This is a genomic window from Lentzea kentuckyensis, from assembly GCF_002150765.1.
Classification (GTDB): Bacteria; Actinomycetota; Actinomycetes; order Mycobacteriales; family Pseudonocardiaceae; genus Lentzea; species Lentzea kentuckyensis.
In genome coordinates this window covers 110115-132450 of record NZ_MUYM01000075.1, presented here as the reverse complement: position 1 = coordinate 132450, position 22336 = coordinate 110115, and the positions used below count along the sequence as shown (strand labels likewise).

Here is a 22336-nt window from a genome sequence, read left to right as displayed (position 1 = left end):
GGCAACCCGACAAAGCACTAGCAGCGCGTACGCAATCTGACGTACGCGAGATCAGAGCGTGAGCGGATGATGCGCGCGCTCGTGGTCGCGAGAGTAAGACGCGACACCACGAGAGAAGGAGTGCACCGCGATGACTACCACCCGCAAGCTCAGCGGTCGCGCCCGCAAGGCCGTGCTGCTCGTGCACGTCCTGTCGGCGGCGGCGTGGCTCGGCATCGACCTCGCGCTGGGGATCCTCGTCGTGGTCGCGCTGTCCACTTCGGACTTCAATACCGCGGGCGTTGCCGTGCAGGCGATCGACGTGTTCGCGATCTGGCCGATGTTCTGGGCCAGCATCGTCTGCATGATCTCCGGTGTCGTGCTCGGGGTCGGCAGCAAGTACGGGCTCGTGAAGTACTGGTGGGTCGCCATCAAGCTGTTCCTGAACATCGGCATGTCGCTGCTGATCGCGTTCGCGCTGCGGCCCGGCGTGGCCGAGGCGGCACGGATCGGCCGGCGGATGCTGGCGGGTGACCCGACCGCGGTGATCCCGTCCGACCTCATGCACCCGGTCGTGGTCGCGCCGACGTTGCTGCTGTTCGCCTACGTGTTGTCCGTGTTCAAGCCGTGGGGGCGGATCCGCAAGTCAGCGCGGCCAGTCAAGCGCGAGCGCCGCGACCTCGTCGGGGCGGTCTAGTTGCAGGAAGTGCCCGGCGCCCGCCACGATCTCGACCCGCGAACCAGGGGCGAGACCCGTGGCGGCGTCGGCGTAGTTGTCCGGGGTGACGCAGCCGTCGTCGGCACCGGCGAGCACCAGCATCGGGACCTGCGCCGGATTCTCAGCCAGTGTCGCGAGGTCGGCGAGTGCTGGATCGTGCAGCGACCGGTCGAAGTTCGCCCGGTACAGCTTCAACGCGTTGGCGCGCAGCTTCGGATCCGCGTACATCTCCCGGACGTACTCCGGCATCCCGGAAAGGCCGGGCGACCAGGTGCGCCACAGGTAGTCGATCAGCGTGTCGTTCAGCAGCCCCTCGGCGACACCGTGCACCTGGAACATGAACAGGTAGAAGAACCGTTGCTGCTGCGCGGGATCGTCGAAGATCCGGCGCAACGTCGCGGCGGCGGCACGGACATCGCGACGACCCCGCGCACCAGGTCCGGCCGGATCGCCGCGAGCCGCCCGGCCACCCCGGCACCGATGTCGTGCCCGATCACGTCCAGCGGTTCGTCGGACAACGCCGCGTTGACGGCGGCCGCGTCGGCAGCCAGCGTGAGCCCGTCGCTGAACGGCAGCTGGTCGAACGTCGACGGGTGATGCCCGCGCAGGAACGGCACGATTACCCTGCGGCCACTGCCGACCAGGCGTTCGGCGAGCGGACCGAACGACGCCGGGTGGTCGGGAAAGCCGTGCCAGCACACGACGATCGGTCCGTCACCCGCGGCGAGTGCGGGGAAGTCCAGCCGGTCGGTGCGGATGACGATCTCGTCGAAGTTCACTCAGAAGTCCACCCGCATCACGAATCGTCGTTTGGTGGGATGCGTGACCTGCGTGAACCCGGCCTCCTCGAACACCTGGCGCGCACCCACGTGCAGCTCGCCCCAGGTGACGTTCTGACCGGGCGCGGCGATCATCGGATACGCCTCGACCGCCTTGGCCCCGTTCTTGCGAGCGTGCTCGACGGTCGCCGCCGCCAGCTCGTAGGTGAGCCCCTGCCGGCGAAAACCCTTGCGCACCACGAAACAGGTCACGGCCCACACGCCGTCGTCGTCCTTGTCCTCGGCGCGGCCCTTCCAGGGGATGGGCATGTCGAGCAGCTTGGCGTAGTCGCACCGGGGCTCGACCGCGACCCATCCGGCCGGCTGATCGTCCACATAGGCCACGAGACCGCTGCCACGCGCGGACTGCTCCTCGTGCGCGGCAACGCGTTCGTCGAGCGTGGAGTCACGCCACAGCCAGCCCTTGACCTTGTAGCGCTGGCAGTGGCACTTGCCGGGCTCGGAACCGTCGAAGATCGCCTCGACGTCCTCCCACGGCACCTCGTCCGACGGCACGATGCGGATCACGAGACCAGGCTAGAGGTCCTGGGTGAGGTTCACGGGGTTTCCGTCCGGATCGAAGACGTGCGCGACCCGCTGCCCCCACGGCATGTCGTTGGACGGTCCCCGCACCCGTCCACCCGCGGGCTCGACCAGTGGCAGCAACGCGTCGACGTCGTCCACCCCGATGCTCAACGCGATCCGCGACGGCACGGACACGTCAGCCTTCTCGGCGACCAGCCCGAGCTCGGCATCCCCGATCCGAAGCGTCTTGTAGAACACCCGCCCCTTCGGCGGATACCGGAACACCTCCGAAGCATCGAGAACCTGCTCGTAGAACGCCTGCACCGCCTTCAGGTTCGGCGTCACGATGATGGGCTGGATCGCCATGGACTCCTCCTAGTCGTCCAAGGAGATACGGGGCGGCCGCGCGGAACTCATCGGTGCGCCGAAAATCGGCAGCAACTCGTCCACGTTCAGGAACGTGGTGTTGCCCGTGACCAGCCCATCCCGCACGTCGAGGAACACCAGCCCGAACGGCTGGTCCATCCCTGGCCGCATCTGCCAGTACGCGGGCGAGCCGTTGGCCTGGACCGGCACCAGCCACGCACCCTTGCACGCCGCGTTCGGATCGCTCAAAGCCACCGAAATCGGCCCGCGTCCCCGCAACCACCAGCTGAACGGCGGCATCGACATCGTCGCGTCCTCGTGCAGTAGAGCGACCAAAGTTCGCACGTCGTGCCGCTCGAAAGCCTCGCAGTACCGGCTGAGCAGCGACTTCTGCACCGGGTCGGAGGCGTTCAGCGGCTCGCCAGGATCAACCGTCCGCAAGGTGGCGCGGGCCCGTTGCAGGGCGGAGTTGCCAGAAGCCACCGAGATGTCCAGCAGCTCCGCAACCTCGGAAGCCTGCCACGCCAGCACATCACGCAGGATCAGCACCGCACGCTGCCGTGGTGGCAGGTGCTGGAGCGCGGCCACGAACGCCAGCCGCACGGTCTCCTTGCGGATCGCCTGGTCCTCGGGCAGCACCTTCGCGTCCGGCACGGGTTGCACGAAGACGCGTTCGGACAGGGGCGCGCCGATCTCCCCGCCGGCCGGTCCCAGATCAACGGCCACCGCGCGGCGCTGGGCGGACCGCAGCATGTCGATGCAGATGTTCGTGGCGATGCGGTAGACCCAGGTCCGCAACGAGGCGCGCGACGGGTCGAAGCTGTCGTAGGCCTTCCACGCGCGTACGAGAGTTTCCTGCACGGCGTCCTCGGCCTCGAAACCGGAGCCGAGCATGCGGTAGCAGTAGCCGGTCAGCTCGATCCGGAACGGCTCCAGCGTCTCGATCACGCAAAGGACCCTACGCGGACCGATGAGTTTTCGTCGGCTGGCTCGTAAGAACGAACATGACCGAAGACATCAGACGAGCGGTAGCGGCCGAACGGCGTGACCAGGTCGAACTCCTCGCCGGGCTCACCGAGGAGCAATGGAACGCGCCGAGCCTCTGCGCGGGCTGGCGCGTGAAGGAGGTCATCGCGCACACGACGCTGCCGTACCGGAGTTCGACGGGCCGTGTGCTCAAGGAGACGCTGAAGTCCGGAGGCCGGTTCAACCACGCCTCCGACCGCATGGCCAGGGTCGACGCGGCGAAGCTGTCCACAAATGAACTGGTCAGGGCAGTGCAGGACAACATCGACCATCCCTGGACCCCGCCCGGCGGTGGTGCGGCGGGCGCGCTCTCGCACGACGTCATCCACGGTCTCGACATCACGGTCGCGCTCGGCCTGGACCGCGAGGTGCCGCACGACCGTTTGAAGATCGTGCTCGCCGGGGTGACCCCCAGACACGTCAAGTACTTCGGAGCGGATCTCGACGGCAAACGGCTCGAGGCCACGGACCTGGACTGGACGTTCGGCGAGGGCAGACCGGTCCGGGGACTGGCGCAGGACCTGCTGCTCCTGGTGTGCGGACGGACGCTGCCGCCGGGCAGGCTCAGCTGACGGTGTCCGAGGAGATCACGGCGTCGCGCACGCGCGCCGTCGCCTCGGTCGTCCCGGCGAGGAACCCGGCCACGACCTGACGATCTTCCGCGCTGAGCTTCTCCCACGCGGCGGAGTACTCGCGGGCGAGGGGCTGGAAGAACGTCGCGGCCAGGGCCGTCGCCGCGTCGAGCGCGCGGAGTTCGACGCGGCGACGGTCGTCCGGATCGCGGTCGCGGACCACGTGGCCGGCCCTGGCCAAGCGGTCCAGCACGGACGTGGTGGCCGACGCGCTGAGGTTCAGCGCCTTCGCGAGCGTGCCCGGTGTCAGGGGGGAGCGGGCCGTCATGATCAGGTTCAGCGCCGTCATGTCGGTCGGATGCAGCTCGTGAGCAGCGCTGAAGATCTCCAGGAACCGGTTCGACTCCATCACCAACGCGCGCACCAGCATGCTCAGGTCGTAGTCACTTGCTTCACTCACGGCATCACTTGCTTCGCCCACCACGCAAGCATACAGTTCGACGATCGAAAGGTTCGACGATCGAAGGAAATGCTGATGCGTGTCCTGGCTGGAGTGCTGCTCGTCGTCTGGCTCGCGCTGGGCGGGTTCACCGGGCCGTACGCGGGCAGGCTCTCGGAGGTCGCGGAGAACGACAGCAGCGCGTTCCTGCCGAACTCCGCCGAGTCCACCCAGGTCGCCGAGCTGCAGAAGAAGTTCCAGCGTGCCAACGCGATCCCGGCGATCATCGTCGTCGAACGGCCCGGCGGGCTGACCGAGGAGGACAGGAAATTCCTGGCCGAGCGCGGCCAGGGATTCCAGGCATCGCCGGTGATTCCCGCGCCGAACGACAAGGACGCTGCCCAGCTCGTCGTGCTGCTCGACCCGGCGAAGGAGGTCCGCGACTCGGTCGTGGAGCTGCGCGACGGTGCCCGCAACGCCCCGGAAGGCCTGAAAGTGCTGGTCACGGGACCGGCTGCGCAGGTAGCCGACCTCGTCAAGGCGTTCGGCGGGATCGACGGGCTGCTGCTGGTCGTCGCGGGCGCGGTGGTCGCGTTGATCCTGCTCGTCGTCTACCGGAGTCCGCTGCTACCGGTCGTCGTGCTGGTGTCGGCGGTGTTCGCGCTCGGACTCGCGAGCTTCGTCGTGTACCTGCTGGCCAAGAACGACGTGCTGGCGTTGAACGGCCAAAGCCAGGGCATCCTCTCGATCCTGGTGTTCGGCGCGGCAACGGACTACGCGTTGTTGCTGGTGTCGAGATTCCGCGAAGAACTCCGTGACACTCAAGACAAGTACACCTCCATCCGCACGGCCTGGCGCGGCACGATCGAGCCCATCGCGGCGTCCGCCGGCACGGTCATCCTCGGTGTGCTGTGCCTGCTGTTCAGCGATCTCGACTCGAACAAGGGCCTCGGACCCGTTGCCGCTATTGGTATCGCCGCCGCGTTGCTGACCACGATGACGTTCCTGCCGGCGACGCTCGCGTTGTTCGGACGTGCCGCGTTCTGGCCGTTCGCGCCGAAGCTCGGCTCGCCACATCCGGAGACCAGCGGACTGTGGGGCCGGGTCGCGAACCTGGTGCGCCACCGGCCTCGCGCGATCTGGATCGTCACGACGCTGGTGCTGCTGGCCGGTGCCGCGTTCCTGCCGCAGCTGAAGGCCTCGGGCACCGCGCAGTCCGACGTGTTCCTCACCGAGGTCGAATCCGTGGTGGGCCAGGAGATGCTGTCCAGGCACTTCCCCGGCGGTGCCGGATCACCGACGGTGATCATCGCCGCCGAGAGCAGGACCGCCGAGGTCCTGCAGAAGTCCAAGGTGGACGGTGTCGCGGACCTGCGGCCCGCCGGCACCGCCGAAGGACTGGTCCGCGTCGAGGCCACGCTGAAGGACGCGCCCGACTCGGACGCGGCGGTCGAGACCGTGCAACGGATTCGCGCCGCGGTGCACGGGATCGACGGCGCGAAGGTCGGTGGGCAGACGGCGACGTTGCTCGACACCAGGACGACCTCCGAGCACGACAGGTTGCTGATCATCCCGATCGTGCTGGTGGTGATCTTCCTGGTGCTGGCGCTGTTGCTGAGGTCGTTGCTGGCGCCGGTGCTGCTGATCGGCACGGTGGTGCTGTCGTTCGCGGCCACGACGGGTGTGTCGGCACTGGTGTTCAACCACGTCTTCGACTTCCCCGGCTCGGACCCGGTGGTGCCGCTGTTCGGGTTCGTCTTCCTGGTGGCGCTGGGCATCGACTACAACATCTTCCTGATGACGCGCGTCCGCGAGGAAACTCGACGACTCGGTACGGTCGAGGGCACGTTGCGCGGACTCAGCCTGACCGGTGGCGTGATCACGTCGGCCGGCGTGGTGCTGGCGGCTACATTCGCGGCACTCGCCGTGCTGCCGATCCTGTTCCTCACCCAGATCGCCTTCATCGTCGCGTTCGGCGTCCTGCTGGACACGTTGCTGGTGCGGTCGTTGCTCGTGCCGGCGTTGTCGGTGGACATCGGTGGCCGAATCTGGTGGCCGTCGAAGCTGAGGTGAGTCAGGATCTCCGACATGACCCTCACGGCACGTCAGCTCAACCGCGCCACGCTCGACCGGCAGATGCTGCTGGAGCGCGAACCGGTCGACCCGCTGACCGCTGTGGACAGGGTCGTCGCGATCCAGGCGCAGGAACCCGCGTCGCCGTACATCGCGCTGTGGAACCGGATCCAGGGCTTCAACCCGGCCGATCTGGACGACGCGTTCGCGCACGGGGTGGTCCGCAAGGCATCGCTGATGCGGATCACCCTGCACGCGGTCACGGCCGCCGATCACGGGGTGTTCCACCACGCGATGCTGCCCTCGCTCAGGTCGTCCCGGCTGTACGACAAGCGGTTCAAGGGCATGGACATCACGATCGACCAGGCCGACGCGCTGCTGGAGCACCTGCTGGAGTTCGCCGCGACACCCAGGCAGAAGGCGGAGATCGAGGAGTTGCTGCACTCCCACGTCGGTGACGTCGGTAAGCCCGGCGTCTGGTGGGCGCTGCGGACCTACGGGGGCCTCGTGCACGCCCCGACGGGCGGGCCTTGGTCGTTCGGGCCGCGGCCGTCCTATCAGGCAGTGGCGACCGAACCGCGCGAGCAGCTGGAGTGCGTGGCGGAGATGCTGCGCCGCTACCTCACCGGGTTCGGACCCGCGACCGTCCTGGACATGAACCAGTTCACGATGCTGTCGCGCCCTTTGATCCGGGACGCGCTGGCGTTGCTGGACCTGGTGCGCGACGGAGATCACTACGACGTTCCAAATCGGACGATCCCGGACGAGGACACCCCCGCACCGCCGCGGCTGATGGCCATGTGGGACAGCACGTTGCTCGCCTACGCCGACCGCAGCCGGATCATCCCGCACGACTACCGCAAGCTCGTGATCCGCAACAACGGCGACACACTGCCGACACTTCTCGTTGACGGACACGTGGCGGGGGTCTGGCGTTCCACTGAGGACGGCGGCATCGAGGCGACCGCCTTCCACGCCCTGAGCGAGTTCCAGTGGGCGGGACTCGCGGAGGAGGCCAGGGCGCTGCGAAAGCTCCTCGGCGACCGAGAACCGCAGGTCTACCGCCGTTACCAGCGCTGGTGGACCGGCATGCCGGTCGAACACGTTCGAAACCTGTGAAAACGTCAAGATCCACAAAGGACCTATGCGTAAGTCACTATTCCTCCGTCCCTGCATGGAGGAAAAATCTCAATGTTCCAAGCAAGAAAGCGCGTCCACGCGGCCCTCACGGCCGGTCTGCTGGCCGCGGGTGCGATCACCCTGCTCGGCGGTGCTCCTGCCACCGCCATCAGCTCGGCGTCCACCGAGTGCGTTGACAGCCACGGGGGTTCCGCCGCGCGCGGAAAGCCCGGCAGCACAGGTCACGACAGCAACGAGCTCTCCGCCGCCCAGGTCGCGGAGATGAACGCCGACATGGCCAAGAAGGTGATGGAGGCAAGCCAGCGCAGCCGAGTCGCCGCACTGGAGGCCGGTGGCACGATCAACGTGGTGTTCCACATCGTGAGCAACACGTCCGGCACGGGCAACATCACCGACGCCGCCATCGCGAAGCAGATCAAGGTGCTGAACGACGGCTTCGCGGGCGTCGAGTCGAGTGCCGCGGCGAAGACCGGGTTCACGTTCGTGCTGCAGCAGACCAAGCGTTACACCAACGACTCTTGGTTCGCCGGTGCTGGTGAGAGTGACAGTGCCGCCGAGCGTTCGATGAAGACCCAGACCAGGGTCGGGACGGCGGCGACGCTCAACATCTGGTCGGTCGACATGGACGGCCTCGGGTACGCGAGGTTCCCGCAGTGGTACGCGGGTGACCCGAAGCTGGACGGCGTGGTCATCAAGTACACGAGTGTTCCGGGCGGGTCCGAGACGAACTTCAACCTCGGCAAGACCGTCACGCACGAGGTCGGCCACTGGATGGGTCTCTACCACACCTTCGAGGGTGGGTGCACCGCGACGAACGACTCGGTCGCGGACACCCCGGCGCAGACCGGCTCCTCGTCGGGCTGCCCGACCGGACGCGACTCCTGCTCGCGGCCGGGCCTGGACCCGATCCACAACTACATGGATTACTCGTACGACTCCTGCTACAACCAGTTCACCCCCGGTCAGAACACCCGCATGCAGAACGCCTGGACGGCGTACCGCAGCGGCAAGTGACCTAGCGTGAGGAAGGGGCGTCGCTCTCGAGCGGCGCCCTTTTCGCTGGTATTTCTAGATTTGGGCGGCGACGGCGCGGGCCCGGTCGAGTTCCCGCTGGTAGCGGCCGGGATTGCGGATGACGAGTTCTTCGTGCAGCGCCAGGGATTCGGCGATCGCGGCCTCAGCCTCGGCACGTTCGGCCCGCAGCACGCGGATCAGTGCGTGGTCGGTGAGCGCGTCGGCCAGCCGGTAGGCGTACTCGTGCGTGTCTTCCGCGTGCCGCTCCCGATACTCCGCAACAGACTGCAGCGACGCCTCCAATGCCACGTCGTACTGGCGAAGATGTGCCGACGCCACGGCAAAGGTGTTGCGCGCCATGGCTTTGCCGTTGGGTGTCTCGTACAGCTCCACGCCCTTCGCGGCGGCTCCGGCGGCCTCGGCATAGGCGCGGCGGGAGATCAGGGCGCTGGCCTTGTTGGCCCACGCCCGCGCGAGCTCGGTCCGGCCGATGACGCGATCAGCGTGCTTGCCCGCGAGCGCGATGGCCTCGTCGCTGGCCGCACATGACTCGTCGAGCCTGCCCACGTCGTGCAGCCTGCTGGCGAGACTGACGAGCACCTGCGCGAGCCGCAGGTCCATCTTCATCACCACGGCCCGGCCCTCCGCCTGCGCGGCGATCACCCGGTACCGCTCGACCGACTCCTGCGACGCCCGCAGAGCCTCCTGATCGAGGCCCAGGTCGTGCAGCCGGTTGGCGTGGTTGGTGAGCGCCGATGCGAGGTTGCGCAGGACGTCCGGCGAACCGCCCGCGGCGCGCCTGCGGAACGCGTCCACGGCTTCGAGGGCGGACTTCCTGGCCTCGTCGAACCGGCCGAGGCGCACCTGGAGGACGCTCAGCTCGTCGAGAGCGGTGTAGAGGCCCACGCCGTCCTCGTTCGGCTGCTGCCGCCAGAACGCCGCGGCTTCCTCCGTCGCGTCCGCCGCCTGCTCGTACTCGCCGATCGTGGTGAGCCGGTGCGCGTACTCCAGGTGGGCGTGGGCGAGCCGGAACGGTGCCGAACGGTCCTTCTCGGACGGCTGGTACGCGCGCCGCTCGGCCACGGACTCGCCGGCGTTGCGCGCTGCCTCCTCGTGCCTGCCCAGCTTGCCGAGGAGCACGGTGACCCAGTACTTGGCCGTGCAGGAGACCTCGTGCTCGCCGAGTTCCTTGGCGAGCACGTACTCCTCCTGCGCGACCGGCACCGCCTCGTCGTACAGCTCCTGCCGGAACAGGTTGGCGCGCAACGAACTCAGCACCCGCCGCACGCTGATCGGCCGGCCGGACTCACGCCGGAGTCCGAGCTCCTCGTAGTGCAGGCGCCGAGCCAGGTCGTCCCACCCGGCGTCCTCGAACGTCTCGGACAGGAAGCCCAGCGCAGTGGGCAACGCGTCGCGCCGCGGCCACGACTCGCGCGGGGTGTCCCGCAACTCCTCGACCACCGGGAACTGGATCCGGATGATCTTGAATGGGTCCGGGTAGCAGTCCTTGGCTTCCCGGTGCCACGTCTCTTCGCGGCGCACGCGCTCGATCACGCGCGGGTAGATATCACGCGGTGCGCACCTCGGGGACCGTGTTCGCCACTTCCGCTTCCGCCGCGGCGGAAGCGAGCCGCGCGCTCATCGTGCCGCCCTCGGGCACGCCGGCCGGCGACGGGATCTTGCCCAGCAGGTACCCGGCGTGGCTCACCCCGAGCAGCACCAGGAACGCGTCGGAGAACGCGGGCAGCCCGGCGATGCCCGCGGGGTTGCTCACGGCCTTGAGCGCCGAGACCGCCTGCGCGACGTAGAGCAGCACCAGCAGGATCGTGATGACGAAGTTCTGGAACTTCGCCAGGTCGATCGACCTGCCCGCCGACGCGCCTTCCTCGACGGTCAGCATCTGCCAGAGCGAGCCGCTCTCCTCGCCCATCGGGTAGGCCGCCACCGAGTCCGGCCGGGTGGTGCTCTTGGTGACCTTGATGGCCCCGGCGACGATCCCTGACCCGACCGCGATGCCGAGCAGCCACAGCACCTGGCTGGGGATCTGGAACCCGGCGACGTCGACCTGCCCGGCCGCGAACCGCCCGAACGCCATGCCGGTGATCAGCGACAGCAGCACGACCGTCCACACCATGACCTGGAAGCGGGAGAGGCTGTACCGGCCGCGCGCGTCCCGCAGGACGTTCTGCGCGCCCAACCGGCTGGGCACCACCACCGCGAGCAGCACGATGACAAGAGCGGACACGATCCAAGCCCAGAACGTGGTCGCCATGGCGGCCTCCTCGCTACGCCGTTCGGACGCTGTGGCTTCTACGTCGTCGCGAGGCCACCAGGCGTTATCACGCCGGGTAACGATTTGGGGGTCGGTGTCAGCCGGCCAGCACCGGGAACAGCAAGTGCAACGCCGACGGCACCACCAGGTACACGGGCGCGGCTGCGGCGGCGACCCCGGCGGCCAGCGGCACGAGCACGAGCGCGTGCCAGGCACGACGGATCAGCACCGCGGCCGACACGGCGACGAGCACGGTGCCGGCCACGAGCACCCCGCGCCCGGTGTGTCCCAGTTCCCACAGCAGAACCACGATGCCGCCGAGCAGACCGACGGCGAGCCCCGCCCAGGCCGGGGCACTGCGCAGCACCGCTCGCGACCCGGCGGCAGCCGCGGCGACGCAGACCACGACCAGGCCCTGGGACACGAAGACGAGCAGGAACTGCAGCACCATCCGCCCCAGCAGCGCCACCAGGCCGAACACGACCATGATCCCTGCCTGCAGGCCCGCCGCACCCGCCACGGCGATCCGCACCGACGGCGCGAACCGGCCGATCACCACGGCCGCGAACACAGTCCACAGCCCGCTGACGAGACCGACGTACGCGGTCTGGGAGACCGCGTGCACGGCGAACATCGTTGCCAGCCCGAAAAGAGCCAGCCCGGCACCCATGACCAACGCGTGCGACAACGCCGCCCTGGCGGACCGCTGCCACCCAGCTACCACAACCCCGACCGTTGCCACCCGCAGCCCTCACGTCCACTCGGATCCCGACCGATCACTGTGGATCAAAGGACGACCACGACAGCCTGAGGTTGCGTGCCGACGCTGCTTTCGCGGTTGTCGACGACCAGGCTCGCTCGTGCGGCCGGATCGCACTGCGCGAGGTACAGCCGCTGACCCTCGACGTAACGGCGGTTGCGGGGATCGTCCGGATCGGACGGGCTGCCGTCCCGCACCGCCATCCGCGCGAACGAAACCGCGAAGTCGACGTCCAGGAACACGGAGAAGTCCCAGCGGCCGGCGAGCTCGTCGCGGTGCAGGAAGATCCCGTCCACCAGCAGGATCGCCGACGCGGGCGCCACCTCGGCCGCTGCGTCGACGTACTCGTCCGTCTCCAGGTCGTGGCTCGCGCGCCGGAACGGCCGCCCCTGGGCGAACGGCGTGAGCAGGAGTGCGCAGAACCGTTCGTAGTCGAAGCTGTCCAGGAAGAAGCCCTCGGGCGAGGTCCTGCCGCGCTGCCACCGACGGGCGCGCGGGTGGTGGAAGTCGTCCACGGACGCCCGCACGACCTCACGGCCCTGCGCGCGGAGCACCGCGGCCAGGTCGTCGCAGAACGTCGTCTTGCCCGCGCCGTCGACCCCGTCCACCGCGACCAGGCCCTTCGGCGGCAGCGCACGAGCGACTTCGGACAGCATCTCGGTTCGGCTCACAGCCCCGACGATCTCACACACCGTGACCTGGGTTACGGCGCTCGTCAGGATCGCGTCAAGGTAGCCGCCCGGGGTGTCAGGGTCTCGTCCGTGGCCTGGGAAAGCGCGTTCGGCGGGCGTGCAATCGAGGCATGACACTCGCGGAGTTGCTGCCCGGCATCGGATGCTCGACCGGGCCGGTGCTGGAAGAGGGTCTGTGGCCGGACGGAACCGCGCTGTCCGGCTCGGACCTCGTCATCGGTGGAGTCCCCGCCACCCGGCTCGCGGCCCAGTTCGGCACGCCCTGCCAGGTGCTGGACGAGGCCACGGTCCGTTCTCGGGCCAGGGCTTTCGCGTCCGCGCTTCCGGAGGCCGAGGTCGTGTTCGCGGGCAAGTCGTTGCCCTGCCCCGAGGTCTACCGGTGGATGGCCTCCGAAGGGCTTTCGCTCGACGTGTCGTCCGCCGGTGAACTCGCGCTGGCCCGTGCCGCCGGTTTCCCGGCTGAGCGAATCGTCATGCACGGCAACGTGAAGACCAGCGAGGACCTCAAAGCCGCGTTGGCGTACGGCGTCTCACGGATCGTCGTCGACTCGTTCGACGAGATCGCCCAGCTCGGCGCCCTCGCGACGCACGGCCAGAAGGTCATGATCCGCGTGACGCCCGGTGTGGACGCCCTGACCCATGCCGCGATCGCGACCGGTGTGGAGGACCAGAAGTTCGGCTTCTCACTGGCTTCCGGTGCCGCGTTGGAGGCGATTCTGCGCGTGGTCGAGCAACCGTCGTTGCGCCTTGTCGGTCTGCACTGCCACATCGGTTCGCAGGTCCGGCACGTCGCGTCCTACGAGGAAACCGTGCGGCGCATGGTCGGCCTGATCGCCTCCTGCGGGGTGCGGATCGAGCAGCTCGACCTGGGCGGCGGGTTCTGCGCGCCCTCCCTGCCGGGGGAGTCCTCGTTCGACCTTTTCGGCTTCGCACAACGGGTCCGGGGCGCGCTCAACTACGAGTGCGCTGTGCATCGCGTGCCGGTGCCTGCGTTGCTGATCGAGCCTGGACGGTCGATCGTCGCCAACGCCGGGGTGACGCTGTATCGGGTGTGTGCGGTGAAGCGGGGTGTGGCACGGACGTTCGTGGCCGTCGACGGCGGTATGAGCGACAACCCGCGACCTGCCCTGTACGGCGCCAAGTACGCGGTTCGGCTGGTCGGTCGTGGCGGCAGGCTGCAGCCGGTGACCGTGGTGGGACGGCACTGCGAGGCCGGTGATGTGCTGGCCGACGGCCTGTTGCCGGCGGACGTGCACGCGGGCGATGTGCTCGCGGTGCCGGTCACGGGCGCGTACCACCACGCGTTGGCCTCGAACTACAACCAGGTCTGCCGGCCGCCGATCATCGCCGTGAAGGACGGGATCGCGCGGCCGATCGTGCGCAGGGAGACCGAGGAGGATCTGCTGCGCCGTTATGTTTAACGGTTTCGCTGCGCTTTCGAACGTGTGTTCTTTAGTGTGGCGCGATGCACTCGTACGCCTACGTCGCCGACTCCCGGCTCGACGAGACGCGTCGCGCCCTCGGACTGCAGACGTCCGGCGGCCGCGCCCCCAACCCGCGCTTCTTCACCGGGTTCCTGGGCGACTCGCAGCAGTCCGCGACCGCGTTGCTCGCCATCGCGAAGGTCGCGGGCACCCGTTACTTCCAGCCCACGACCGAACGGCTGCGCGACCCCGTCGTCACCTGCAACGGCGACCGGCTGCGCTTCGAGTCGTTCTCCGGCTGCTGCGGTGTCTACGCGCGCCTCGACGTGCTCTCCGGCGCGCTCGACGGCGAGGTGCACGACCGGGGGACCACGAACGTCGACGTCAACGAGCCGCTGCGGCGGGCGTTGGCCCGTGTCACCCAAGGTGATCCGCTGCATCTGACCGTCGGGCCGGACCAGGTCGAGTTCGGCACGCTCGACGGCGCGGTGGTGGAGAAGAAGGTCCCGCTGCCGCCGCGCTGGCTGCGCGGGTTCGCCGAGACCCAGGTGCTGACCTCGCGGTTCGACCTGAAGGCCGAGCTGTCGCCGGCGGACGCCCAGCGGTTCCTCAGGACGTTGCCCAAGGGCCGTGCGGCGGTGTGGGCGGTGCCGTCCGGGAAGTCGTTGCGGCTCAGCGGAACCGCGTCGGCCAACGCGGTGTGTCTCGCCGGACCGAACCGGCTGGAGACCCTGATCCCGTTGCTGCGCTTCGCCAAAGCCGTGCGGTTGTACGGCCCGCCTGCCGCCGGGCAGCCCGTCGCGAGCGGCTGGGAGGTCGACCTCGGCTCGCAACGGCTCACGCTCGTCCTCTCGCCCGAGGTGAACCGAGGCCTGTCCGGTGAGGGCGCGGTTCTGGACGGACTGGCCGCCGGTGACGCGGACACCGACGCCGAACTCGTCGGCGCGCTGCTGGACTTCGAACCCCGAGTCGACGTGGCCGACCTCGCGGACCGGTCCGGGCTCACCGCCGGGCGGGTCAAGGACGCGCTCGCGCAGCTCGGCACTGCCGGGCGGGTGGGCTACGACCTGGCAGAGGCCGGGTACTTCCATCGCGAACTGCCGTACGACGGCGTGGACGTCCAGGCCATGAACCCCCGGCTGCGCAATGCGAAGGCGCTCGTCGAGCAGGGTGCGGTCAAGTGGGACGGCGGCACCGCGCTGGTCGGCGACTACCGGGTCAACGGCGAGGCGTGCACCTGCCAGTGGTGGGCCGAATACCGGGGTGGGCGCGGCAAGTGCAAGCACGTGCTGGCGGCGGACATGGTCAGGGAGCAGGCGTGACGTTCGACAAGATCCGCAGACTGATCGAGGCGGACAAGCCCGCGCCGCTGCGTGCAGCGCTCAACGCGCTCAGCCCCGAGCAGCGCAAGGAGTTCGCGAAGGACCTGGTCGCGTACGAGAAGAAGCACCGGGCGAGCAGCCGGAGCTGGCACCACCAGGAGACGCTCGCCATCGCGGGCGCCGGGGTGCTGCCGAACGCCTCCGCGCTCACGCCGTGGCTCGTGCGCTATCCGATCTGGTACCACCGCATGAGCCAGGAGAACGGGACCACTGAGCTGTGCGACGTGCTGCGGCACCGCGACCTCGCGTGGATGCCGGACCTGATCACCCGCCTGGCCGCCAGGATGCCGGCCCGGGAACTGAGCCGGCACGACCTGCTGCGGGTGATTCTCGAGTTCTGCGGGGAGAACCCGCCGGACTCGGACGGCTTCGTGCTGCACCTCATGACCTTCGGCGGCCACACCAGGTGGAGGCCCGGCTTCGACGCGCTGATCCCGCGCATGCTCGAGGTCGTCGGCTCCGGCGTGGTCCTCGCGCACACCCGCCAGTGGCGGACTTTCCTGCGCGACAGGACGGACCGCACCACCCTCCTCGACGGTTGCCTCGCCCGCCTCCAGCAGGGCGGCGGTGCCAAGGAGATGGAGGGTTTCCTGGCACTGCACGAAGTTCTGCAGGTCACGCTCGACGAGACGGCCGACCATGCGCGGGACTACATCGCGATGCTGCCGGACTCGCGCTCGACCGTCGCCGCATTGGCACAGGAGCGGTTGAAGTCGTTGGACGAGGCCGGGAAGCTCGACTTCGACCTGCTGGCCGACGCGAGCCGGTGGGTGTTCGGCCGCACCGAGAAGAAGCTCGTCCGCGCGCAGCTCACCTGGCTCGCCAAGCACGCGAAGTCCACTCCGGACTCCGTCGTGCTGACCGTTGCCGAGTTGTTCGCGCACCCGTCCGACGACCTGCGCGGGCAGGCGGTCACGCTGGTGGCGAAGCACCTGACGAAGATCAGCGACGCCACCAGGGCCGAACTCCTGGCACTGGCCGAGCAGCTCCCCGCTGACATGGCGGAACAGCTCGGCAGCACCACCACACCGGAACAGGCCGCCGCGCTCGTCCCGTTCGCACCGACGCCGTTCCCGGAACCGATCGCGACGCTCGACGAGCTGACGGGCGAGGTGCTGTCGCTGTTCGGTCGCAACGCCCGGTACGTCGACCCGATCACCGCGGAACGGGTCGTCGAGGCGATCGTCCGGTTCGCCTGGCAGGATCGGGAGGCGGTCGCCAGGGCGTTCGGGCCGATCTACGACAAGTACCCGTGGATCCGGAACCGCGACGCGTACAACATCCACCCCGACCACGCCAAACGTACTGCCTGGACCGAGTTCATGGCGGTCGTCTCCGTCGTCTCCGCGCCACCGGAAGCCGAGGCGGCACTCGACGTCGACCAGGCATGGCTGGCGCAGCTGGACCGGGCCCGGTCCGGGTCGGTGGGCCGGCAGCTCACCCTCCGGTTGCACGAGATCGAGCAGGGACTGATGAAGTCGCCGCGTCCCGCCCTGATCTCCACCCCGACCGAGACGTCCGGACTGCTCGACCCGGCGACGCTGCTGGAACGACTGGCCAAGGCCGAGGCGGAGGGCTGGGAACCGTGGCCGCACGACCTGCGCCAGGCGTGCGACCGGCTACCCCGCGAGGTGGGCGCCGAGGCCTTCGCGGCGGTGCCGGGCGCGGTGGGGGAGCGACTGCGCGAGCTGATCTCGTTCCGGGCCGATCCGGAGATCGCCGTCGAGGAACGGACCTACCGCTACCCCACCTACTACCGGGGCCAGCGGGAGATCACCGACACCGGCCTGCTGGTGACCGTCACCCCCGGACTGGAGCAGCCCGAGCAGCACCTGCGGGAGTACGACGAGTGGGGCCCGATGATCGAGTGGTGGCCTTCGGTGCTGCCGTCCCAACGCGAGGTCGTCGCCGCCCACCTCGTCCCGCACCTCCGGTCCCGGACGGCCTCGAAGGGCAACGACGGACCGCTGCTGCCGATGCTCGCCGAGACGGACGGGCCGGAGGGACCGGCGTTGCACCTCGCGCTGGCCTACGGTCTCGGAGCCGAGGCGACCGTGGGCCGCGCCTGCGCGGTCGATGGCCTGCTCATTCTGGCCTCCCGTGGCCAACTCGACGGCATAGTCCTGGGCGACCTCCTCGGTCAGCTGCTCGACAGCGGTGCCGTCGCGCTGAACCGGGTCGTGCCGGGCCTGCGTGACGCGGCCCGTTCCGGTGCGGCCGTGCAGATCTGGGCGGCCCTGACGTCCGCGTTGCCGAAGCTGTGGGCGCACAACCGGGTCGCGGACGTCGTCGAGCTGGCCGTCGAACTGGCGCAGCAGCTCAAGCCCGGCGGTGAGGTCGACGGACTCGCCGACGTCGCGGCGCGCAAGGGGTCCAGCAAGGGGGTCGTGCAGGCGAAGCGGCTGGTGGCCGCACTGGGCTGACCGCACGGTTCGACGTGGATTCATGGCCTGACGGTCGCGCCGCCGGTCAGTTGGCAAAGACCGGGTAGTGGTCGGACAGATCCGTGTAGGTGTACTTGCGCCCCCACGACCAGATCGACCACTCAGGACTCTTCACCCGCCGGGTCTCGTTGCGCAGCAGCGGACCCTGAACCGTCAGCACGTAGTCGAGGTGCTCGGACGCGTACTCGGGCCCGTACTGGTCGCGGCAGACGCTGTTGTCCGCGCAGTCCCACGAGAACGGGTGCCCGACCACCTCGGGCGTCGAAGCGCCCAACTCGGCGACCATCCGCGGAAACTCCTCGGTCGCCTTGACCACGTTCATGTCGCCCGCCACGTACACGGGTTCGGACGCGGGAATGGTGCGGGAGGCCAGAAATGCCTTGATCTCGGCCCGCTGCGACGCCCGGTAGCCTGCCGGCGCGCTCGTGCAGGCGGAGTCCTCGGCCTGCATGTGCGTGCCGATCACGTGCATCGGCCCGGACGGCGCCTCGATGCGCACGTACGCGAACCCCTTGTTGGAGAACCAGTCCGCGCCGCACGCGTCGTGGTAGACGTGCTGGACGCGGGTGGTGATCGGCCAGCGGCTGAGCACCGCGACTCCGCCGTCCTCCGGCGTCGAGTTGCGGTACGCGCCGCTCGTGACGTCCCACCCGGATCGGCTGCGGCCCAGCACCGGGGTCTGGTGCGGGTAGGTGTCGCGGAGGTTGGCCAGCAACCGGTCGGACGCGGCGTTGTCGAACGCCTCCTGCAGCACCACGACGTCCTGCCCGTTCAGCACACCGGTGCTGTCGATCAGGTCGGCCCGCGTGACCTGGCCCCAGTTCGGGTAGAGGTTCCGCGACAGCATGAACACGTTGTAGGTGGCGATCCTCGGGGCGGCAGGAGCCGCGATCGCGGGGGTGGCGGCGATCGTGAGCGCGACGGCGGCGGCGAGCGTGATCAGGCGCATGAGGCCCGATGGTGAAGGACGTGAGAATCCTTCACAACCGGCCGGGTGGGTCGTATCGATCAAGCGTTGATGAATCCTGTGGTAACGCGGAGTACCGCTGCGGCGACTGACTTCTTGCCTTAGCCGTCCAGTCCGCCGGGGGAGAACCGCCGTGCCGCGCGAGATCGAGTTCGTTGTCGTAGACGAGGACGGCGACCCGCTGGCCGCCAGCGAGGCGAGCGAGACGTTGCTGGAGGAGCTGGACCGGCTCGGCTTCGACCGCCTGGACCGGGCCACCGAAACGACCGAGGAACGCGGCACCCGGTCCGGGTCCGTCATGGTCGTCGGCACGCTGGTCGGGGTGATCTCGTCGCCCGCCGTGGTGCGCGGCGCGGTGGAGGTCGTCAGGAGCTGGTTGGTGCGGCGTGAACGCGGCTCGGTCACGATCACCTGCGGGGACGACAAGCTGGAGCTGAACGCGGTGTCGAACGCTCAGCAGGAAGCGCTGGTCAAGGCGTTCCTGGAACGGCACGCCACGGACTGACATGGCCCGCAAATGCCTGATCATCGCGAACCAGCACTACGAGGACCCGGTGTTCGGCGAGCTGCCGGGCGCCGCCCAGGACGCCGTGGCGTTGTCCGAGGTGCTGGCCCGCCAGGAGATCGGCGACTTCGAGGTCACCGTCCTGCAGGACGCGAGCGGCCGGAAGTTCCAGCGCGCGGTCGAGTCGTTCTTCCACGACGCCGCCCGTGACGACCTGCTGTGGCTGCACATCTCCTGCCACGGCATGAAGAACCGCGACAACCGGCTCTTCCTGGTCGGTTCGGACACCGAGAGCGGCTACCTCGCCTCGACCGGCGTCGACTGCACCTTCGTGAGCGACCAGGTCGAGAGCTGCCGGTCGAACCAGATCGTCGTCTTCCTGGACTGCTGCTACAGCGGCGCCTACAGCCGGGGCCTGCGCACCCGCGGCGCCGAGTCGGTCGACGTGGCCGAGGCGTTCGACGGGCGCGGCCGCGTGGTGATCACCGCGTCGAACGCCCTGCAGTTCAGCCACGAGTCCGTGCTCAGCAGCCGGGACGCCGCCGAGCCGTCCATCTTCACCAGGGCGATCGTCGACGGCCTGAGCACCGGCGACGCCGATCTCGACCTCGACGGGACCATCAGCGTCGACGAGCTGTACGAGTACATCTACACCGAGGTCCGCACCCGGCAGCCGAACCAGACGCCCACTCGCAGCGTCTCCAGCGCCGAGGGCACGTTGGTGCTCGCGCGCAACGTCCGCAGCGGCTCGGGCCAGCTGCCGGCCGAACTGGTGCGGGCGAGCCGGAGTCCGTTGAGCTGGCAGCGGATCGGGGTCGTGCACGAGCTGGAGAACCGGCTCGGCAGCCGGTACGAGGTCGTCCGCGCGGCCGCTGCAGACCTGCTCGCTGAACTCACGCGAGACGCCGACCCGGTGGTGGCCGCCCAAGCGCGGGCGATGTGGCTGGGCCGGGGACTCGGTGAGCTTCCCGTTGGCGCACAACCCGAACACGAGAACTGGACCCGTACCTGCCGTGCGGTCGGCATGGACTTCGGCACGACCAACTCCGCCGTCGCGGCCGTGGTCGGCGGTGAGTGCGAGATCGTGCTCAACGAGGTCGGCAACCGCACCACGCCGAGCGTCGCCGCTCTCACGGCTGACGGCGAGTGGCTGGTGGGGGAGCGGGCGAAGAACCAGGCGGCGGCGAACCCGGAGCGCACCTTCTCGTCGATCAAGCTGAAGCTCGGCTCCGGCTGGCAGGTCGTCCTGGACGGGCAGCCGTACACCGCCGAGGACATCACCGCTGTCATCCTCCGCCACCTCAAGCGGAGTGCCGAGCGCACCCTGACAGCACGGATCCACGATGTCGTTCTAACCGTGCCCGCCTACTTCACGCTGGCAGAGCGGCGGGCGCTGGTCGAAGCCGCGCAAGGGGCGGACCTGAACGTGTGGCGCGTGATGACCGAGCCGAACGCGGCAGCGCTCGCCTACGGGATCACCGACAAGGACAGGGACAGATACGTCCTGGTGCTGGATCTCGGTGGGGGCACGTTCGACGTGTCGCTGCTCGACGTCGGATCCGCCGGACCCAGCTCGACTGACCCCGAATACGACCTGGTGGTGATGGACGTCTACGCGATGAGCGGGGACAACCGGCTGGGTGGCGACAACTGGGACCAGCGGATCTGCGAGTGGCTGTGCGAGAGGTTCCAGGCGGATCACGGCATCGACCTCACCGGGGACGCTTCGGCGATGCGCCGCGTGCGTGAGGCCGCCGAGCGGGCGAAAATCGAACTGTCGGGAGCCCGGTCGAGCACGATCACCGTGCCGTACGTGACGGCCGGGCTCACCCTTCACAACGAGCTGTCGCGTGGCCGCTTCGAGCAGATGACCGCGGATCTGCTGGACCGCGTCCGCAAGCCGATCGAGCGAGTGCTGAAAGACGCGAACGTCAAGATCACCGACGTCGAACAGGTGCTGTTGGTCGGCGGAGCGACCCGCATGCCGGCGATCGGCGCGCTCGTGCAGGAGCTGACCGGAGCGTTACCCCGGCGCGGCCTGATCCCGGACGGCGTGGCCATCGGCGCCGCGATCCAGGCGGGCGTGCTCTCGGGGGAGGTCAAGGACTCGCTCCTGCTCGACGCCATTCCGTGGTCGCTGGGCATCGAGACCGGCGACGGCGTGTGCACCAGGCTGATCGAACGGAACACCAACCTCCCGACCAAACGCAGCGAGGTCTTCACCACGTCCCGCGACAACCAGGAATCGGTGCAGATCCGGTTGTACCAGGGCGAGCTGGCTGCGGCTGAGCTCAACACCTGCCTCGGCACGTTCGTGCTCAGCGGACTGCCCCCGGCCCCCGGGGGCGTCCCGCAGATCGAGGTCGAGATCGACATCGACGCGAACTGCACCGTGGTCGTGAGCGCCCGCGATCTCGGGACCGGCAAGAAGCAGTGGATGGTCGTCGATGCGGAGAGCGCTCAACACATCGACGAGGTCGATCCACTCGCACGGCTCGTCAGCGCAACCGGTTGAGATCGGCCCCTGACTTGTCGACCAACGCCTGCATCGCGTCGTAAGCCCCCTGCGGGTCGCGCGCCGCGATCGCGTCCAGCACCGCGCGGTGCGACGGCACCGGGTCGTCGTCCACGCTGCCGTGCACGAGCTTGTCCCGTTCGGCCAGCCCGATCGCGATGATCCGCTCGACCTGCGTGAGGAACGCGTTGTGCGTGGCGGCCATCAGCAGCCGGTGGAACTCCAGGTCCGCCCGGACGGTCGCCGCGAGGTCGCGTGCCGAGGCCATCCGGTCCACAGCTCCGGACAACGCCTCGATGTCGGCGTCGGAAGCGCGTTCGGCGGCCAGGCGGGCGGCGGCGGGTTCGACGATCACCCGCATCTCGGTGAGCTCGTCGAACAGGCTCTGGTCGGTGTCGGCCTGGGTCTGCCAGCGCATCACGTCGGTGTCGAGCAGGTTCCACGACGAGCGCGGCTGCACGAACGTGCCGCGCTTCTGCCTGGCGTCGATGATGCCCTTGGCGGACAACACCTTCAGCGCCTCGCGCAGCGCGGTCAGCGACACGTCCAGTTCTTCGCGCAGCGCCGGGAGGTCGAGGGTGTCGCCCTCGGCGATCTCACCGGCGAGGATCCGGCCCGCCAGCGCCTCGACGGTCTGGCCGTGCACGCCCCGAAGCCGCTTCTCGCTCATGGGCGAGATGATACGGCACATCATAAATTATGAAT

The 22336-nt window shown here is 68.9% G+C and carries 22 protein-coding genes; 10 read left to right on the top strand and 12 right to left on the bottom strand.

What is annotated here, in order from left to right; genetic code table 11:
• Positions 1-130 precede the first annotated feature (130 nt).
• The gene (locus B0F77_RS32420) at positions 131-676 is read left to right on the top strand and encodes a hypothetical protein (protein ID WP_086666822.1); all 546 of its coding nucleotides are present in this window, start codon (positions 131-133) and stop codon (positions 674-676) included.
• On the opposite strand, the gene B0F77_RS32415 is transcribed toward B0F77_RS32420, so the two are convergent.
• Genes B0F77_RS32415 through B0F77_RS32395 form a run of 5 tightly spaced genes read right to left on the bottom strand, consistent with a single transcriptional unit; the run spans position 626 to position 3354 of the window.
• Entirely contained in the window at positions 626-1036 is a 411-nt protein-coding gene (locus B0F77_RS32415; protein ID WP_086666821.1) for an alpha/beta fold hydrolase, read from the bottom strand. The genes B0F77_RS32420 and B0F77_RS32415 overlap by 51 nt on opposite strands.
• A complete protein-coding gene (locus tag B0F77_RS32410) occupies positions 1000-1476 on the bottom strand; it encodes an alpha/beta fold hydrolase (RefSeq protein ID WP_086666820.1) in 477 nt (158 codons plus the stop codon). The genes B0F77_RS32415 and B0F77_RS32410 overlap by 37 nt, the downstream gene beginning before the upstream one ends.
• Positions 1477-2043 carry a GNAT family N-acetyltransferase gene (locus B0F77_RS32405; protein ID WP_086666819.1) on the bottom strand — a complete coding sequence of 189 codons (567 nt, stop codon included), beginning with the start codon at positions 2041-2043 and terminating at the stop codon, positions 1477-1479. It abuts the gene before it with no gap.
• A gap of 9 nt (positions 2044-2052) precedes the next feature.
• Positions 2053-2406: a VOC family protein gene (locus B0F77_RS32400; RefSeq protein ID WP_086666818.1), complete on the bottom strand. Its 354-nt coding sequence runs from the start codon at positions 2404-2406 to the stop codon at positions 2053-2055.
• 9 nt (positions 2407-2415) lie between these two features.
• Positions 2416-3354 (bottom strand): sigma-70 family RNA polymerase sigma factor, encoded by a 939-nt coding sequence (locus B0F77_RS32395; protein ID WP_086666817.1) that lies wholly within the window; start codon positions 3352-3354, stop codon positions 2416-2418.
• A 56-nt stretch (positions 3355-3410) separates the two neighbouring features.
• Between B0F77_RS32395 and B0F77_RS32390 the strand changes: the two genes are divergently transcribed.
• Complete coding sequence (locus B0F77_RS32390) at positions 3411-4004, top strand: maleylpyruvate isomerase family mycothiol-dependent enzyme (protein ID WP_086666816.1); 594 nt, start codon at positions 3411-3413, stop codon at positions 4002-4004.
• Here B0F77_RS32390 and B0F77_RS32385 read toward each other — a convergent pair.
• Positions 3997-4464: a MarR family transcriptional regulator gene (locus tag B0F77_RS32385; RefSeq protein ID WP_245848932.1), complete on the bottom strand. Its 468-nt coding sequence runs from the start codon at positions 4462-4464 to the stop codon at positions 3997-3999. The genes B0F77_RS32390 and B0F77_RS32385 overlap by 8 nt on opposite strands.
• A 75-nt stretch (positions 4465-4539) precedes the next feature.
• On the opposite strand from B0F77_RS32385, the gene B0F77_RS32380 reads away from it, so the two are divergent.
• From B0F77_RS32380 to B0F77_RS32370, 3 genes are all read left to right on the top strand, one after another.
• On the top strand, positions 4540-6516 hold the full coding sequence (locus tag B0F77_RS32380; RefSeq protein WP_086666830.1) for an MMPL family transporter: 1977 nt from the start codon (positions 4540-4542) through the stop codon (positions 6514-6516).
• Positions 6517-6531: 15 nt separating this feature from the next.
• The gene (locus tag B0F77_RS32375) at positions 6532-7635 is read left to right on the top strand and encodes a winged helix DNA-binding domain-containing protein (protein WP_086666815.1); all 1104 of its coding nucleotides are present in this window, start codon (positions 6532-6534) and stop codon (positions 7633-7635) included.
• Positions 7636-7707: 72 nt separating this feature from the next.
• A complete protein-coding gene (locus B0F77_RS32370; RefSeq protein WP_086666814.1) occupies positions 7708-8670 on the top strand; it encodes a zinc metalloprotease in 963 nt (320 codons plus the stop codon).
• Positions 8671-8724: 54 nt separating this feature from the next.
• Here the strand turns inward: B0F77_RS32370 and B0F77_RS32365 are convergent, their stop codons facing one another.
• The 4 genes from B0F77_RS32365 to B0F77_RS32350 form a co-directional block, all read right to left on the bottom strand.
• On the bottom strand, positions 8725-10224 hold the full coding sequence (locus tag B0F77_RS32365; protein ID WP_086666813.1) for a tetratricopeptide repeat protein: 1500 nt from the start codon (positions 10222-10224) through the stop codon (positions 8725-8727).
• Positions 10225-10237: 13 nt separating this feature from the next.
• Complete coding sequence (locus tag B0F77_RS32360) at positions 10238-10942, bottom strand: hypothetical protein (RefSeq protein WP_086666812.1); 705 nt, start codon at positions 10940-10942, stop codon at positions 10238-10240.
• Positions 10943-11039: 97 nt separating this feature from the next.
• Positions 11040-11666, bottom strand: coding sequence for a hypothetical protein (locus tag B0F77_RS32355; RefSeq protein WP_143467000.1), 627 nt, complete (start codon positions 11664-11666; stop codon positions 11040-11042).
• A 62-nt stretch (positions 11667-11728) separates the two neighbouring features.
• A complete protein-coding gene (locus B0F77_RS32350; protein ID WP_245848931.1) occupies positions 11729-12373 on the bottom strand; it encodes a nucleoside/nucleotide kinase family protein in 645 nt (214 codons plus the stop codon).
• Positions 12374-12504: 131 nt separating this feature from the next.
• On the opposite strand from B0F77_RS32350, the gene lysA reads away from it, so the two are divergent.
• The 3 genes from lysA to B0F77_RS32335 are packed head-to-tail and all read left to right on the top strand — an operon-like array spanning position 12505 to position 17623.
• The gene (lysA, locus tag B0F77_RS32345; RefSeq protein WP_086666810.1) at positions 12505-13815 is read left to right on the top strand and encodes a diaminopimelate decarboxylase; all 1311 of its coding nucleotides are present in this window, start codon (positions 12505-12507) and stop codon (positions 13813-13815) included.
• A 44-nt stretch (positions 13816-13859) separates the two neighbouring features.
• A complete protein-coding gene (locus tag B0F77_RS32340; protein WP_086666809.1) occupies positions 13860-15140 on the top strand; it encodes an SWIM zinc finger family protein in 1281 nt (426 codons plus the stop codon).
• Positions 15137-17623: a DUF7824 domain-containing protein gene (locus tag B0F77_RS32335; protein WP_086666808.1), complete on the top strand. Its 2487-nt coding sequence runs from the start codon at positions 15137-15139 to the stop codon at positions 17621-17623. Before B0F77_RS32340 ends, B0F77_RS32335 begins: the two co-directional genes overlap by 4 nt.
• Positions 17624-17669: 46 nt before the next feature.
• On the opposite strand, the gene sph is transcribed toward B0F77_RS32335, so the two are convergent.
• Positions 17670-18593, bottom strand: a complete 924-nt coding sequence (gene sph, locus B0F77_RS32330) for a sphingomyelin phosphodiesterase (RefSeq protein ID WP_086666807.1) — start codon at positions 18591-18593, stop codon at positions 17670-17672.
• A 151-nt stretch (positions 18594-18744) separates the two neighbouring features.
• On the opposite strand from sph, the gene B0F77_RS32325 reads away from it, so the two are divergent.
• Together B0F77_RS32325 and B0F77_RS32320 are read left to right on the top strand one after the other, a co-directional pair.
• Complete coding sequence (locus B0F77_RS32325; RefSeq protein ID WP_086666806.1) at positions 18745-19116, top strand: hypothetical protein; 372 nt, start codon at positions 18745-18747, stop codon at positions 19114-19116.
• A gap of 1 nt (position 19117) precedes the next feature.
• Complete coding sequence (locus B0F77_RS32320) at positions 19118-21631, top strand: caspase, EACC1-associated type (protein ID WP_086666805.1); 2514 nt, start codon at positions 19118-19120, stop codon at positions 21629-21631.
• Here the strand turns inward: B0F77_RS32320 and B0F77_RS32315 are convergent.
• A complete protein-coding gene (locus tag B0F77_RS32315) occupies positions 21615-22301 on the bottom strand; it encodes a FadR/GntR family transcriptional regulator (RefSeq protein WP_086666804.1) in 687 nt (228 codons plus the stop codon). The genes B0F77_RS32320 and B0F77_RS32315 overlap by 17 nt on opposite strands.
• Between the last annotated feature and the right edge of the window lie 35 nt (positions 22302-22336).